Origin of the sequence: Streptomyces sp. NPDC101234, from assembly GCF_044767525.1 — a bacterium.
Taxonomy (GTDB): Bacteria; Actinomycetota; Actinomycetes; order Streptomycetales; family Streptomycetaceae; genus Streptomyces; species Streptomyces sasae.
In genome coordinates this window covers 79,985-95,842 of sequence record NZ_JBIWOA010000008.1, presented here as the reverse complement: position 1 = coordinate 95,842, position 15,858 = coordinate 79,985, and the positions used below count along the sequence as shown (strand labels likewise).

The window sequence follows — 15,858 nt, the reverse complement described above, 5'->3', positions numbered from 1 at the left end:
TGAGGCACTACGTCGGTGAGGGAAGACGTGAGCGACAACTCTGTAGTACTGCGGTACGGCGACGGCGAGTACACCTACCCGGTGGTTGACAGCACCGTCGGCGACAAGGGCTTCGACATCGGGAAGCTCCGGGCGCAGACCGGCCTTGTGACCTTGGACAGCGGCTACGGGAACACCGCTGCCTATAAATCCGCCGTCACCTACCTCGACGGCGAGGCGGGCATCCTCCGGTACCGCGGCTACCCGATCGAGCAGCTGGCCGAGCGCTCCACCTTCCTGGAGGTGGCCTACCTGCTGATCAACGGTGAGCTGCCGACCGTGGACGAGCTCACCACGTTCAAGAACGAGATCACGCGGCACACGCTGCTGCACGAGGACGTCAAGAACTTCTACCGGGGCTTCCCGCGCGACGCGCACCCGATGGCCATGCTGTCGTCGGTCGTCTCGGCGCTGTCCACGTTCTACCAGGACAGCCACAACCCGTTCGACGCGAAGCAGCGCGACCTCTCGACGATCCGGCTGCTCGCCAAGCTTCCGACGATCGCCGCGTACGCGTACAAGAAGTCGGTCGGCCACCCGTTCGTCTACCCGAGCAACGACCTCTCCTACGTGGAGAACTTCCTGCGCATGACGTTCTCGGTGCCGGCGCAGGACTACGAGCTGGACCCGGTCGTCGTCTCGGCGCTGGACAAGCTGCTGATCCTGCACGCGGACCACGAGCAGAACTGCTCGACGTCGACGGTCCGTCTGGTCGGCTCGTCGCAGGCGAACATGTTCGCGTCGATCTCCGCCGGTATCTCCGCGCTCTGGGGCCCGCTGCACGGCGGCGCCAACCAGTCCGTCCTGGAGATGCTGGAGGGCATCCAGGCCAACGGCGGCGATGTCGACTCCTTCATCACCAAGGTGAAGAACAAGGAGGACGGCGTCCGCCTGATGGGCTTCGGCCACCGGGTCTACAAGTCCTTCGACCCGCGCGCCAAGATCATCAAGTCGGCCGCGCACGACGTCCTCTCCGCTCTCGGCAAGTCCGACGAGCTGCTGGACATCGCGCTCAAGCTGGAGGAGCACGCGCTCTCCGACGACTACTTCGTCTCGCGCAACCTCTACCCGAACGTGGACTTCTACACCGGCCTGATCTACCGCGCCATGGGCTTCCCGACCGAGATGTTCACGGTCCTGTTCGCCCTCGGCCGGCTGCCGGGCTGGATCGCCCAGTGGCAGGAAATGATCAAGGAGCCGGGTTCCCGTATCGGCCGCCCGCGCCAGATCTACACGGGCGTCGTCGAGCGCGACTTCGTGCCCGTCGAGGAGCGCTGACACCTGTCGGCCAGGGGGCGCCGTGCTGATCGGTGCCCCCGCCGTACGGATGTAGCGCGTACGGACGCAGCACGCACGGAGATACGCGTACGGGCATAGCAGAAGGCGCCCTGGAGCACCGGTCCCCCCACGGGCCGGCGACCAGGGCGCCTTCCCGTGTCCCGGTGCGGATTCCCCCCACGGGATCCGGCCGGGCGCTCGGTACGGCAGCGCCTGAATCGCTGCTTTGAGCACAACGAGCAGAACTCGCCGTGCTACTGCATCCAGTGATGCGGTGCGATCTGCCGGGACCCGTACGGCACGGGAGGGCCGCTCAAAGCTTCCCGTCGTACGTGCCCCGGCAACGCATCTCTGAGGAAGTCCCCCAAGACATCCCCAGATGCCAGGTCAGCGCCCCCCAAGACGCTTCTCTGACATCGCCAACTTAGACCTTCGAAGCCCTTCGATGGTTACGTTCACATCACTGTGATCTGCGTCTCTTGCATCTGTCCTATAGATGCGCAAGAGCCCCGATATGGCGATCGGAGCTCAAGCGTAAGGATGATGCGCGAGCCTTGTGAAGAGCTTATGTGAGGTGCGCGTTGGACTCCAGGGGGACCGTGACATCCGATGGGTCGAACCGTCGGTAACTTTCAGCGGAAGGTACGCAACCGCAGACTGTTGGTCACCACGAACACCGACGAGAAAGCCATCGCGGCCCCCGCGATCATCGGGTTCAGCAGCCCGGCGGCGGCCAGTGGGAGCGCGGCCACGTTGTAGCCGAAGGCCCACACCAGGTTGCCCTTGATGGTGGCGAGGGTCCGCCGGGACAGCCGGATCGCGTCCGCCGCCACCCGCAGGTCGCCGCGCACCAGGGTCAGATCGCCGGCCTCGATCGCCGCGTCCGTCCCCGTGCCCATCGCGAGCCCCAGATCGGCGGTGGCCAGCGCCGCCGCGTCGTTGACGCCGTCACCGACCATGGCGACGGTCCGGCCCTCGCCCTGCAGCCGTCGTACGACGTCCACCTTGTCCTCGGGCAGCACCTCGGCGATCACATGCTCGGAGTCGATGCCGACCGCTCGCGCGACCGCCTCGGCCACCGCCCGGTTGTCCCCGGTCAGCAGCACCGGCGTGAGCCCGAGCGCGCGCAGTTCGCGCACCGCCTCGGCGCTGGACTCCTTGACCGCGTCGGCGACCGCGAGCACACCCCGCGCCGCCCCGTCCCACCCGACCAGGACGGCCGTACGACCCTCCTGCTCGGCCCGGGAACGCGCCAGCGCCAGCTCCTCCGGCACGGTCTCGAAGAGACGCCCCACGGTCACCTCACGGCCCGCCACGCGCCCGCGTACGCCCCGTCCCGGGACGTTCTCGAAGTGCTCGACCGCGGGCAGCTCCCCGACCCGCTCCTCCGCACCCGCGGCGATCGCCCGGGCGACGGGATGCTCGGAGGCGTGTTCGAGGGCGCCCGCGAGCCGCAGTACCTCGGCCTCGTCGGTGCCCTCGGCGGTGTACACCTCCTGAAGGCTCATCCGCCCGGTGGTCACCGTCCCCGTCTTGTCCAGGACGACGGTGTCGACCCGGCGCGTGGACTCCAGCACCTCGGGGCCCTTGATGAGGATGCCGAGCTGCGCGCCCCGCCCGGTACCGACCATCAGCGCGGTCGGGGTGGCCAGGCCCAGGGCGCACGGGCAGGCGATGATCAGCACGGCCACGGCGGCCGTGAACGCGGCGGCCGTGTCTCCGGTGACGCCCAGCCAGACCCCGAAGGTGGCGAGCGCGATCACGATGACGACCGGGACGAACACGGCGGAGATCCGGTCGGCGAGACGCTGCACCTCGGCCTTGCCGTTCTGCGCGTCCTCCACCAGCCTCGCCATCCGTGCGAGCTGGGTGTCGGCGCCGACCCGGGCGGCCTCGACGACCAGCCGGCCCCCCGCGTTGACGGTCGCCCCCGTGACGGCGTCGCCGACGGTCACGTCCACCGGCACCGACTCGCCGGTCAGCATCGACGCGTCCACCGCCGACGCGCCCTCCACCACGGTCCCGTCGGTGGCGATCTTCTCCCCGGGCCGTACGACGAACCGGTCGCCGACGGCCAGGGACGCCACCGGAATGCGCACCTCACGGCCGCCCGCCCGTCGCCCGCCACCACCCTCAACCGAGAGCGCTTCGCGCTCGCCTTCCTCGTATCGCAGAACGGCCACGTCCTTGGCGCCCAGCTCCAGCAGGGCCTTGAGGGCCGCGCCCGCCCGGCGCTTGGAGCGCGCCTCCAGATAGCGGCCGAGCAGGATCAGGGCGACGACCCCGGCCGCCACCTCCAGATAGATCGTCGACGCGCTGTCCATCCGCGAGACGGTGAACCGGAACTCGTCGTGCATGCCGGCCATGCCCGCGTCGCCGAAGAACAGCGCCCACAGCGACCAGCCGAACGCGGCCAGCGTGCCGACCGAGACCAGGGTGTCCATGGTGGCCGCGCCGTGCCGGGCGTTGGTCCAGGCGGCCCGGTGGAACTGCCAGCCGCCCCAGACGACGACGGGGGCGGCGAGGGTCAGGGACAGCCACTGCCAGTTGTCGAACTGCAGGGCCGGAACCATGGCGAGCAGCACCACCGGCGCCGCGAGCAGGACGGAGACGAGGAGACGGTGGCGCAGGGCGGCGAGTTCGGGATCCCGGTCGGGCCCGGCTTCCTGCGAGGGCTGCGGCTGCGGCGGTGCGGGTTCCTCGGCCGTGTACCCGGTCTTCACCACGGTGGCGATCAGGTCGGCGACCTGAACCCCCCCGGGGTATGTGACCTTCGCCTTCTCGGTCGCGTAGTTCACGGTGGCGGTGACGCCGTCCATGCGGTTGAGCTTCTTCTCGACCCGGGCGGCACAGGAGGCGCAGGTCATGCCGCCGATGAGCAGCTCGACCTCGCAGGTCCCGGCCGGCGGTGGCGGGGCTATCGGTGTCTCGGCGGTGGTGGTGCTGGTCATGTCCGGACTCCAGACATCGGACCGGGCCGCACGGATCCAGTATCAGCTGGTCGGCGCGGCCCGGCGGAGAGATACGTGTCAGTCGTACGCACTGCTCGTACTGCTGGTGTTGCTCGTGCGGTGGATCTCAGGCGCGGCCGACGAGCTCGTAGCCGGCCTCGTCGACGGCGGTGCGCACGGCCTCCTCGTCGAGCGGGGTCCCGGAGACCACCGTGACCTCGCCGGTGGCCGCGACGGCCTTGACCGACGTGACGCCCGGGAGCTCGGAGAGCTCGGCGGAGATGGAACCCTCGCAGTGTCCGCAGCTCATGCCGGTCACCTTGTAGACGGCGGTCACGGAGCCCGGGGCGTCGGTCTGGGCGGTCATGTCGTTCTCCTCGTCGAGGCGTGTGGGGCCGATGGGGCCGGTGGGGCTCACGAGGGAGCTCCACTGTTTTCACACTATACCCCTAGGGGGTATTTCTCCAAGAGGGGTCGCGGCGCGCCAGCGAATTCACCCAGGCGATGCCGAGCAGCGAGACGAGCACCAGCAGACCGACCGAGAACAGGGTGAAGAGATGTTCCTGTTCGGCGGTGGGGCGCGGGATGTACCCCTCGGCGAACAGCTGCCGCTCCGGTCCGCCGCCGGCCAGCTGCCCCACCAGCCAGATCGCCACGCCGTGCGTGGAGTCCCACAGAGCGTGCAGCAGGGTGACGCCGAGACAGGTGGCGAAGGCCGGCGCGGTGAACCGGAAACGCCCGTTCGGGCGGCGGTACGACAGCAGGACGCCGCCCGCGATCGCCGTCCACAGACCGTGCCCGAAGGGGGTCAGCACCCCGCGCAGGATCTCCGTCTCGATCAGTGCCCGCAGATCGATGCCCTCGGTGGAGACCGCCGCGTTGAAGGCGTACCCCGAGCTCTCCAGGGCCGCGAAGCCGAAGCCGACGGCGGCGCCGAGCACCAGACCGGCCCGTATGCCCCGGATCCCGGGCAGCCGGTGCAGCACGAACACCAGCGCGGCGAGCTTCACCGCCTCCTCGATCAGGCCGACGGACACGAACATCCCCCAGGACGGATGGACGAGGTAGAACTCCATCACCGAGGCGCCCAGCACCCCGAGCGTGCCGCCGGTCAGGAAACAGCCGAGGATCGCGCTGACGCCCAGGTCGCGGCCGTGCCGCTCGTACGCCCACAGCACGAAGGCGACCGGCACGAGAAAGCTGCCGAGCAGGATCAGGGTCGGCAGCAGTGTGGTGTTGCGCGTCGCGTACGTGACCATCGCGGTCAGCACCCACAGGGCGAGCCCGCCGCCGAGGCAGCGCTTCCACAGGCCCGCGCGGATACGGGGGTACGGCGGAGGCGGCTGCTGCGGGCCTGGGATACGGGCCTGCGGCCGGCCGGGGTACGAGTGGGTCACGGCGGGGTCCCCCTGGTGCTCCTGCGGTGCGCATGACTGTATGTGAAATATGGAGATTTACTCGCACATTAGGCATACGTGACGTATGTCGCAGTCCGGGGAGCTCGGGGGAGTGACGGTTCGGTGTGCGCCCCCGTCACCCGCCGGCACCGGCCGACGGGGGCGGTCGAGGGGGTACGAACGAGCCCCGTGAAGGGCGCGGCGAACTGCGCGACCAGCCACAGCCACCGTCAACCGTCGGTGTCCGACCTGGCCGCAGCGCCTACCCTTCCCGGAGTCGTCCGAAGGGAATGTGTATGCGAGCCGTCGTCTTCGAGCACTACGCCAGGCCCGCCGAGGTGCGGGACGTCCCCGATCCCCGTCCCGCTCCTCACGGCGTGGTGGTCCGTGTAGAGGCCACCGGGCTCTGCCGGAGCGACTGGCACGGCTGGATGGGCCACGATCCGGACATCACCCTCCCGCACGTCCCCGGTCATGAACTCGCCGGTGTCGTCGAGTCCGTCGGCGCCGGGGTGACCGGCCGGCGTCCCGGCGACCGGGTCACGGTCCCCTTCGTCTGCGCCTGCGGCAGCTGCCCGTCCTGCGCGGCCGGCGACCAGCAGGTCTGCGAACGCCAGACCCAGCCCGGCTTCACCCACTGGGGCTCCTTCGCCCAGTACGTGGCCCTGGACCACGCGGACGTGAACCTGGTGGCCATCCCTGACGGCATGTCATACGGCACCGCCGCCTCCCTGGGCTGCCGCTTCGCGACCGCCTTCCGCGCGGTGGTGCAGCAGGGCACGGTCGCGGCGGGGGAGTGGGTGTCGGTGTACGGCTGCGGGGGTGTGGGCCTGTCGGCGGTGATGATCGCGGCCGCGGCGGGGGCGCGGGTGGTGGCGGTCGACGTGTCGCCCCAGGCCCTGGACCTGGCACGGAAGTTCGGCGCGGTCCACGGTGTGGACGCGAGGGACACCGACGACCCGGCGGCGGCGGTCCGCGACCTCACCGGCGGCGGCAGCCACCTCTCCCTGGACGCCCTCGGCTCACCGGCCACCGCCGCCGCGTCGGTCAACTCCCTGCGCCGCCGCGGCCGTCACGTCCAGGTGGGTCTGCTCCCGTCCCCGGACGGCAACACCCCGCTGCCGATGGCCCGCGCCATCGCCCTGGAGCTCCGACTCCTCGGCAGCCACGGCATGGCCGCCCACACCTACCCCGCCATGCTGGAACTGGTCCGCGCCGGCACTCTGCGCCCCGACCGCCTCGTGACCTCCACGATCACCCTGGACGCGGTCCCGGCGGCCCTGGCGGCGATGGGCACGGCCCCGGGGGCGGGGGTGACGGTCGTCGAACCGTGGGCCTGACGGGTTCGCCGCCCCGCCCCCGGCGGGCGGGGCGGGCGGCTCAGGCCTCTCTGCGGCCTCTGTTGCCCGGCCGGGAGGCGACCCAGGCGCGGACCGTGTCGGCGTACCAGTAGGGCTTGCCGCGCTCGACATGGTCGGGGGGCGGGAGGAGACCGTGTTTTCGGTACGAACGGACGGTGTCGGGCTGCACCCGGATGTGTGCCGCGATCTCCTTGTAGGACCAGAGCCTTCGGTCGGTCATGAGAGGCACCTCCCTGCGCGCACCGCGGCGGCGACCGGGGAGGTCGGCGGGGGAGCCGGGCGCTGCGCTGGCGATCACAAAGCCTGTGCCCGGTGAACGACGGAGAGTGACTGTGCGCTAGGGGCTGTGGACCAGGTGTGACCGAGAGCCCGCGTAGGTGTGACATGTGTGACACAAGGGAGGTGTTTGTGACACGACTGAGGCACTTGCGCATCCGCCCACCGATGTGAACGACTCTCATCCTCTCGTCCGAATGTCCAGACAAACCATTGACAGCACTCCCGCTGCGGGGCTACAAACCGGGGGAGAGCCGTGACGAAGGGAAGCCGATGGCGTACGACCTGATCACCATGGGGCGGATCGGGGTGGACCTCTATCCACTCCAGACCGGTGTCCCGCTCGCCCAGGTGTCGTCCTTCGGCAAGTTCCTCGGTGGGTCCGCGACGAACGTGGCCGTCGCGGCCGCCCGGCTCGGCCACAGCACGGCCGTCATCACCCGCACCGGAGAGGACGCCTTCGGTGCCTATCTGCACGAGGCCCTCCAGGGCTTCGGCGTCGACGACCGCTGGGTCACCTCCGTCCCCGGCCTCAACACCCCCGTCACGTTCTGCGAGATCTTCCCGCCGGACGACTTCCCGCTGTACTTCTACCGGCAGCCCAAGGCCCCGGACCTGGAGATCGACGCCCACGAACTGGACCTCGACGCCATCCGCGACACCCGGATCTTCTGGATCACCGGCACCGGCCTGAGCGAGGAGCCCAGCCGGACGGCGACCCTCGCGGCCCTCGCCCACCGCGCCAAGTCGGGTACGACGGTCTTCGACCTGGACTGGCGCCCCATGTTCTGGAAGGACCCGGCCTCGGCCCGCCCGTTCTACGCGGAGGCGCTGAAGCACACCACCGTCGCCGTCGGAAACCTCGACGAGGTCGAGGTCGCGACCGGTGTGCGCGAGCCGCAGGCCGCCGCGCAGGCACTGCTCGACGCCGGTGTCGAGATCGCCGTGGTGAAGCAGGGCCCCAAGGGCGTCCTCGCCGTCAACCGGAACGGCGACTCCGCCGAGGTGCCGCCTCTGCCTGTGAACGTTCTCAACGGCCTCGGCGCCGGGGACGCCTTCGGCGGCTCCCTCTGCCACGGCCTCCTCGAAGGCTGGGACCTGGAGAAGATCATGCGGCACGCCAACGCGGCCGGCGCCATCGTCGCCTCGCGGCTGGAGTGCTCCTCCGCGATGCCGACCCCGGAAGAGATCGACGCCGCGCTCGCCGCCGGAGCGGTGCTGTGAGGGCCGGCCGCGTCGCGGGCGCGCACTCCGACGGCGGCGACGGCGCCCCCGCCAAGCAGCCGAGCGTGGACATCCCGGCGCTCGTCCGCACCCGCACCCACCACCCCGAGGCCATCGCCGAGGCGGCCACCCGACGCGCCCGCCGTCCGCTCCTCAACGAGGACGGCAAGCTGATGATCGTCGCCGCCGACCACCCGGCCCGCGGCGCCCTCGGCGTGGGCGGCGACAAGCTCGCCATGGCCAACCGCGCCGACCTGCTGGAGCGGCTGTGCCTGGCGCTGTCCCGGCCGGGTGTCGACGGTGTCCTCGCCACCGCCGACATCCTCGACGACCTGCTCCTGCTCGGCGTCCTCGACAACAAGGTCGTCATGGGCTCGATGAACCGGGGCGGTCTGCAGGGCGCCTCCTTCGAGCTCGACGACCGGTTCACCGGCCACCGCGCCGAGGACATACAGCGCCTCGGGTTCGACGCCGGCAAGCTGCTGCTCCGTATCGACTACGACGACCCGGGGTCCTTGACGACCCTGGAGTCCACCGCCCGCGCCATCGACGACATGGCCGCGCGCCGACTGCCCGTCTTCGTCGAGCCGTTCATCAGCCGCCGCACCCCCGAGGGCAAGGTCAGGAACGACCTGTCCCCGGAGGCGGTCACCAGGTCCATCGCCATCGCCTCGGGCCTGGGCGGGAGTTCGGCCTACACCTGGCTCAAGGTGCCGGTGACGGACAACCCCGACGACATGGCCCAGGTCATGGAGACGTCCACGCTCCCCGCCGTGCTGCTGGGCGGTGAGGTCGGTGACGATCAGGACGGCGCCTACGAGAAGTGGCGCAGCGCCCTGCAACTCCCCACCGTGCGCGGCCTGGTGGTCGGCCGCTCGCTGCTGTACCCGGCGGACGGCGACGTGGCCGCCGCCGTCGACACCGCCGTAGGACTTCTGTGAGGCCCTGATGACGATCAACGAGCTGCACCTGAGCAAGGGTTCGACCGCGAACGCCCAGTACACGCTCGACATCGACCCCAAGCGGGCCGGTTGGGCGCACAGCAGCCTGAGGATCGTCGAACTGCCCCCGGGCGGTACGCATTTGTTCACCACCGGGGACAGTGAGTGGATCGTGCTTCCGCTGCAGGGCGGATGTACCGTGCGAACAGAGGGACAAGAGTTCCAGATCCTGGGCCGGGAGAGCGTGTTCAGCGGAGTCTCGGACTTCGTGTACGTGCCCCGGGAAGCCCAGGCCCAGATCGCCTCCGGCGCGGGAGGCCGCTTCGCCCTGGCAGGAGCGAAGTGCGAGCGACGACTCCCCGCCCGCTACGGCCCCGCGCCGGAGGTCCCCGTCGAAGACCGCGGCAGCGGCACCAGCGCCCGGCAGGTGCGCAACTTCGCCTCCGCCGCCGCCTTCGACTGCGACAAGCTGATCGCCGTGGAGGTGATCACGCCCGGCGGGAACTGGTCCTCGTACCCGCCGCACAAGCACGACGAGCACCGGCCCGGCGAGGAGTCGGAGCTGGAGGAGATCTACTACTTCGAGATCGACGGACCGAACGGTATCGGGTATCAGCGCGTATTCCCCTCCCGTGAGGGCGGTACCGACGTCCTCGCCGAGGTCCGCTCCGGCGACGCCGTGCTGGTCCCCGACGGATGGCACGGCCCGTCGATCGCGCAGCCCGGGCACGACATGTACTACCTGAACGTCATGGCGGGGCCGGGTGAGACGCGGGAGTGGCGGATCTGCTTCCACCCGGACCATACGGAGGGTTACCGATGACGATTCGGTTGACCGTCGCGCAGGCGCTTGTCCGCTTCCTCGCCGTCCAGTACAGCGAGCGGGACGGCGAGCGCCGCCGCCTCATCGCCGCCACCTGGGGAATCTTCGGCCACGGCAACGTGGCCGGGCTCGGCCAGGCACTCCTCCAGCACAGGGACGAGATGCCGTACCACCAGGGCCGTAACGAACAGTCCATGGTGCACGCGGCAGTGGGCTACGCGCGTCAATCGAACCGTCTCTCCGCACACGCCGTCACCACCTCCATCGGCCCCGGCGCCACCAACCTGGTCACCGGCGCCGCCCTCGCCACCGTCAACCACCTCCCGGTCCTGCTCCTGCCCGGCGACGTCTTCGCCACCCGCCCCGCCGACCCGGTCCTCCAGCAGCTCGAAGTCCCGTACGCGGCCGACGTGTCCGTCAACGACTGCCTGCGCCCGGTGTCCAGGTTCTTCGACCGGATCACCCGCCCCGAGCAGCTGATCCCCTCCGCGCTCGCCGCCCTGCGGGTCCTCACCGACCCCGTCGAGACCGGCGCCGTGACCCTGGCGCTCCCGCAGGACGTCCAGGCCGAGGCGTACGACTGGCCGGAGGAGTTCTTCGCGGACCGGGTGTGGACCGTACGACGGCCCGGTGCCGATCCCGTCGAACTCACCGCGGCCGTAAGGGCGATCAGGGACGCGCGCCGCCCCATGGTCATCGCCGGCGGCGGGGTCCACCACAGCCGCGCCGAGGCCGTCCTCGCCGAGTTCGCCGAGGCCACCCGCATCCCCGTCGCCTCCACCCAGGCCGGCAAGGGCTCGCTGCGCTGGGACCACCCGCAGGACGTCGGCGGCGTCGGCCACACCGGCACCGCCACCGCCGACGAACTCGCCCGCACCGCCGACCTGGTGATAGGCGTGGGGACGAGGTACACCGACTTCACCACGGCCTCCGGCACCCTCTTCGAGAACCCGGACGTCCGCTTCCTCAACCTCAACATCGCGCCCTACGACGGCCACAAGCTCGCCGGGCTGCCCCTGATCGCCGACGCCCGCAGCGGCCTCGCCGAACTGACCGAGGCGCTGGTGATGCACGACCACACGGTCGCCGACCCGTACGTCACCGAGTACACCGAGGACAAGGAGCGCTGGGAGCAGCGCGTCGACGCCTGCTACGAGGCCGACGAGCCGGACGTCCGGCCGACCCAGCCCCAGGTCCTCGGCGTCCTGGACGCCCTCGCCGACGAGTCCGACGTGATCATCAACGCGGCCGGCTCCCTCCCCGGCGACCTGCACCGACTGTGGCGGGCGCGGTCCTACGACCAGTACCACCTGGAGTACGGCTACTCGTGCATGGGCTACGAGATCCCCGCCGCCATCGGGGTGAAACTCGCCGCGCCCGAGCGGAACGTGTGGGCGCTGGTCGGCGACGGCACGTATCTGATGATGCCCACCGAGATAGTCACCGCCGTACAGGAGGGGATAGCCATCAAGGTGCTGCTGGTGCAGAACCACGGCTACGCCTCCATCGGCGGCCTGTCCGAGTCCGTCGGCGGCGAGCGGTTCGGCACCGCCTACCGCTACCCCTCGGACGACGGCACCTTCACGGGTGCCCCGCTGCCCGTCGACCTGGCCGCCAACGCGGCCAGTCTGGGCATGCGCGTCCTGCGTGCGAAGACCGTCCGCGACCTGCGCACGGCGCTCGCCGAGGCACGGGACGCCGACACTCCCACATGTGTCTACGTGGAGACCGAAACCGCAGACACAGTGTCGGGCCCGCCTCCGGCGCAGGCCTGGTGGGATGTACCTGTGGCCGCGACCGCGACCCGATCCGCCGCGGTCAAGGCACGTGAGCTCTACGAACGGCACGTCTCGACCCGACGCCGCCATCTGTGAAGGAGTAACCGGTCATGACGAAGATCGTCAACCACTGGATCGGCGGCAAGTCCGTCGAAGGCACGTCGGGCAACTTCGGGCCGGTCACCGACCCGGCCACCGGCGCGGTCACCACCAAGGTCGCGTTCGCCTCGGTCGACGAGGTCGACGCCGCGGTCCAGACGGCCAAGGACGCCTATGTGACCTGGGGCCAGTCCTCCCTGGCCAAGCGCACGGAGATCCTCTTCAGGTTCCGCGCGCTGCTCGACGCCAACCGGGACGCGATCGCCGAGCTGATCACCGCCGAGCACGGCAAGGTGCACAGCGACGCGCTCGGCGAGGTCGCCCGCGGCCTGGAGATCGTCGACCTGGCCTGCGGTATCAGCGTGCAGCTGAAGGGCGAGCTGTCCACGCAGGTCGCGACCCGGGTGGACGTCTCCTCGATCCGCCAGCCGCTCGGTGTCGTCGCGGGCATCACGCCGTTCAACTTCCCGGCGATGGTCCCGATGTGGATGTTCCCGATGGCCATCGCGTGCGGCAACACGTTCGTGCTGAAGCCGTCCGAGAAGGACCCGTCGGCCTCCATCAAGATCGCCGAGCTGCTGGCCGAGGCCGGGCTGCCCGACGGCGTCTTCAACGTCGTGCACGGTGACAAGGTGGCCGTCGACCGGCTCCTGGAGCACCCGGACGTCAAGGCGGTCTCCTTCGTCGGCTCGACCCCGATCGCCCGCTACATCCACACCACCGCCGCCGCCAACCACAAGCGCGTACAGGCGCTCGGCGGCGCCAAGAACCACATGCTGGTCCTGCCGGACGCCGACCTGGACGCGGCGGCCGACGCGGCCGTGAGCGCGGCCTACGGTTCGGCCGGCGAGCGCTGCATGGCCATCTCCGCGGTCGTCGCGGTCGGCTCGGTCGGCGATGTGCTGGTGGAGAAGATCCGCGAGCGCGCCGAGAAGATCAAGATCGGTCCCGGCAACGACCCGACGTCCGAGATGGGCCCGCTGATCACGGCCGTGCACCGCGACAAGGTGGCGTCGTACGTCACCGGTGCCGCCGCCGAGGGCTGCGAGGTCGTCCTGGACGGCACCGGCTACACGGTCGAGGGCTTCGAGGACGGCCACTGGATCGGCATCTCGCTCCTGGACAAGGTCCCCACGTCCGCGAAGGCCTACACGGACGAGATCTTCGGCCCGGTCCTCTGCGTGCTCCGCGTGGACACGTACGAGGAGGGCGTCGCCCTCATCAACAGCTCCCCGTTCGGCAACGGCACCGCGATCTTCACCCGGGACGGCGGCGCCGCCCGCCGCTTCCAGCTGGAGATCGAGGCCGGCATGGTCGGCATCAACGTCCCGATCCCGGTCCCCGTCGGCTACCACAGCTTCGGCGGCTGGAAGGACTCCCTCTTCGGCGACCACCACATCTACGGCAACGACGGCACGCACTTCTACACCCGCGGCAAGGTCACCACCACCCGCTGGCCCGACCCGTCCGAGGCCCCGGCCGGCGTCGACCTGGGCTTCCCGCGCAACCACTGAGTGCGATCGCTCCACCCCGTTGAGGCCGTCCGATATTCGGACGGTCTCAACTTTTTTTGTCACCGCACCTTCGGTTCTCGTTTCCGTGGGATGAAACGGGTGGCTTAAGTTCTTTGCGTTCATGACCTTCGAAAGCAAGGTCATGCTGGGAACAGGCTTGATGATTGCCTCATTGAAGCGTTCGGCCCTATGAAAGCGATGTGACACCCGTCGCTTTACGAGTACGGAATCCGAAGGTAAACGGCCATTGACGCAGCGGTTTTCGTCGGGGTTCCATGCAGCGCAGCCCAACCGCCGGAGGCATCCGCACAAGCCGATCGGAACCGCCGCATGACCGACACGCTCCGCCCTGTCGACACCGCCGTTGCAGAGGCGTCCGACAGCCCCAAGACGCTCAAGCGCTCCATCGGAGTGGTAGGCGGCACCCTGCTGACCCTCTCCTGCGTCACCCCGGCCTCCACGCTCTTCGTGGTGGTCCCCGATCTGTTCGGTTCCCTCGGCACCGCCACGGCCCTCACGATCGCCATCGGCTCCCTCCTCTGTATCGCCGTGGCGTTCTGCTACTCCGAGCTCGGCACGCTCATCCCGAGCGCGGGCGGCGAGTACGCGATGGTGTCCACGATGGCGGGCCGCCTGGCCGGCTGGCTGGTCTTCGTCCTCTCCCTCCTGGTCGTCATGATCGTGCCGCCGGTGATCGCGATGGGCACGGCCGACTACCTGGCCCCGATCGTCCATCTCGACCCGGCCATGACCGGCGCCGGTGTGATGCTCCTCGCGACCCTCGCCGGCCTTCTCGACCTGCGCGCGAACGCCTGGATCACCGGCATCTTCCTGGTCCTGGAGGTCATCGCGGCGGGCGTGGTGGCGGTGCTCGGCTTCAGCCACAGCCACCGCGGAGTGGGCAGCCTCACGTCCATGCAGGTCGCGGACTCCGGCGGGCACGCCACCACCGTCACCGCGATGATGGTCGTCTCCGGCCTGGCCATCGCCCTCTTCGTCACCCAGGGCTTCTCGACCGCGGTCTACCTCTCCGAGGAACTGGAGGACCCGCGCCGCAACGTCGCCCGTACGGTCCTCGCCACCCTCGCGATCTCCACGGTGGTCATCCTCGTCCCGGTCGCCGCGATCACCATGGGCGCGACCGACATCAAGGCCCTCACCGGCGGCGACATCAGCTCCATGGTCACCGCGTGGTCCAACTCCGCGGTCGGCACGTTCGTCAGCCTCTGCGTGGCCCTCGCGATCATCAACGCGGGCATCGTCATGGTCATCCAGAACTCCCGCGTCCTGTTCGCCTCGGCCCGCGACAAGGCCTGGCCGGCCCCGGTCAACAGCGCGCTCTCCCGCCTCGGCCGCTTCGGCTCCCCCTGGGTCGCCACGCTCGCCGTCGGCGTCCCCGGCGCCCTCCTCTGCTTCGTCAACCTCGACACCCTCTACGGCGTGACGGGCGTCTCGGTGACGGGCATGTACCTCCTCGTCGCCGTCGCGGCCCTCCTCTCCCGCCGAGGCCACCACAAGCACACCCCGGCGTGGCGGATGCCGCTCTGGCCGGCGATGCCGGTCCTCCTCATCGCGGTCCTCGCCTACATCCTCACCCAGCAGGAGACGACCTACCTCCTCTGGACCGGCGGCATCACGGCAGCGGCCACCCTCTACTGGGCCTTCTACCTCCGCCCCCGCAAGGACACCCACTGGGTGGTGTCGATCCCGGAGGATGTAGCACCCCACTAGAAGCCCGGGGAACCACGCGCCCCTGGGTGGAGCGCCGGTGCGTTGTGGGCGCCGGGAGGGTGGCCGACTCGGGGGCACGGGGAACTGCGCGACCGGCCCCCACCGGCCCGCAGGTGCCCACGGCCCGGTTCGGCACCGGCGTGATCCGCCGGCGCGGCTGACCGCCGCCGCGGCGGGATATGGCTGGGGGCCGGCTCGTCGTACCGCGCTCGAAGTACGTGCGGACACCCCCGTAGTCCCGAGGGATGGTCCGGGGTTCACCCCTCCGTCGGCATCGGACGTCAGTCCCGCACCGTACCGTTGAAGCATGGATCTTCGACCCCCCGGCCTGCGAGGGTTGCTCGGGCGGCCGCGGCGGCGTCTGGCCGCCCCGGCCGCCGGCGTCGTGCTCGCCCGTGCCGGTACCGGGACGGCCCGCGCCGCCCCCCACGACCCACCAGCCCTCC

General features: G+C 70.2%; 12 protein-coding genes. 8 read left to right on the top strand and 4 right to left on the bottom strand.

Annotated features, from left to right (window positions below; all coding sequences use genetic code 11):
- The first annotated feature begins 27 nt into the window (after window positions 1-27).
- A complete protein-coding gene (locus tag ACIRR9_RS16740; protein WP_403751843.1) occupies window positions 28-1,317 on the top strand; it encodes a citrate synthase in 1,290 nt (429 codons plus the stop codon).
- Window positions 1,318-1,949: 632 nt separating this feature from the next.
- Here ACIRR9_RS16740 and ACIRR9_RS16735 read toward each other — a convergent pair.
- The 3 genes from ACIRR9_RS16735 to ACIRR9_RS16725 all read right to left on the bottom strand — a co-directional run bounded on the left by ACIRR9_RS16735 (window position 1,950) and on the right by ACIRR9_RS16725 (window position 5,665).
- Window positions 1,950-4,268 (bottom strand): heavy metal translocating P-type ATPase, encoded by a 2,319-nt coding sequence (locus ACIRR9_RS16735; protein ID WP_403751841.1) that lies wholly within the window; start codon window positions 4,266-4,268, stop codon window positions 1,950-1,952.
- 127 nt (window positions 4,269-4,395) lie between these two features.
- Window positions 4,396-4,635, bottom strand: a complete 240-nt coding sequence (locus tag ACIRR9_RS16730) for a heavy-metal-associated domain-containing protein (RefSeq protein ID WP_403752309.1) — start codon at window positions 4,633-4,635, stop codon at window positions 4,396-4,398.
- 82 nt (window positions 4,636-4,717) lie between these two features.
- Window positions 4,718-5,665, bottom strand: a complete 948-nt coding sequence (locus ACIRR9_RS16725) for a PrsW family intramembrane metalloprotease (RefSeq protein WP_403751839.1) — start codon at window positions 5,663-5,665, stop codon at window positions 4,718-4,720.
- A 296-nt stretch (window positions 5,666-5,961) separates the two neighbouring features.
- On the opposite strand from ACIRR9_RS16725, the gene ACIRR9_RS16720 reads away from it, so the two are divergent.
- Window positions 5,962-7,005: a zinc-dependent alcohol dehydrogenase family protein gene (locus tag ACIRR9_RS16720; RefSeq protein ID WP_403751837.1), complete on the top strand. Its 1,044-nt coding sequence runs from the start codon at window positions 5,962-5,964 to the stop codon at window positions 7,003-7,005.
- A 40-nt stretch (window positions 7,006-7,045) separates the two neighbouring features.
- Here ACIRR9_RS16720 and ACIRR9_RS16715 read toward each other — a convergent pair whose 3' ends face one another.
- A complete protein-coding gene (locus ACIRR9_RS16715) occupies window positions 7,046-7,246 on the bottom strand; it encodes an AlpA family transcriptional regulator (RefSeq protein WP_123976845.1) in 201 nt (66 codons plus the stop codon).
- Between the two features lie 329 nt (window positions 7,247-7,575).
- On the opposite strand from ACIRR9_RS16715, the gene iolC reads away from it, so the two are divergent.
- From iolC to ACIRR9_RS16685, 6 genes are all read left to right on the top strand, one after another.
- Entirely contained in the window at window positions 7,576-8,526 is a 951-nt protein-coding gene (iolC, locus tag ACIRR9_RS16710) for a 5-dehydro-2-deoxygluconokinase (RefSeq protein ID WP_365350211.1), read from the top strand.
- Complete coding sequence (locus ACIRR9_RS16705) at window positions 8,523-9,467, top strand: deoxyribose-phosphate aldolase (protein ID WP_403751835.1); 945 nt, start codon at window positions 8,523-8,525, stop codon at window positions 9,465-9,467. The genes iolC and ACIRR9_RS16705 overlap by 4 nt, the downstream gene beginning before the upstream one ends.
- 7 nt (window positions 9,468-9,474) lie before the next feature.
- On the top strand, window positions 9,475-10,290 hold the full coding sequence (gene iolB, locus ACIRR9_RS16700; RefSeq protein ID WP_403751833.1) for a 5-deoxy-glucuronate isomerase: 816 nt from the start codon (window positions 9,475-9,477) through the stop codon (window positions 10,288-10,290).
- Window positions 10,287-12,164, top strand: a complete 1,878-nt coding sequence (gene iolD, locus ACIRR9_RS16695) for a 3D-(3,5/4)-trihydroxycyclohexane-1,2-dione acylhydrolase (decyclizing) (RefSeq protein ID WP_403751831.1) — start codon at window positions 10,287-10,289, stop codon at window positions 12,162-12,164. Before iolB ends, iolD begins: the two co-directional genes overlap by 4 nt.
- A gap of 14 nt (window positions 12,165-12,178) precedes the next feature.
- Entirely contained in the window at window positions 12,179-13,681 is a 1,503-nt protein-coding gene (mmsA, locus tag ACIRR9_RS16690) for a CoA-acylating methylmalonate-semialdehyde dehydrogenase (RefSeq protein ID WP_403751829.1), read from the top strand.
- A gap of 330 nt (window positions 13,682-14,011) precedes the next feature.
- Complete coding sequence (locus ACIRR9_RS16685; RefSeq protein WP_403751827.1) at window positions 14,012-15,412, top strand: APC family permease; 1,401 nt, start codon at window positions 14,012-14,014, stop codon at window positions 15,410-15,412.
- Window positions 15,413-15,858: the final 446 nt, after the last annotated feature.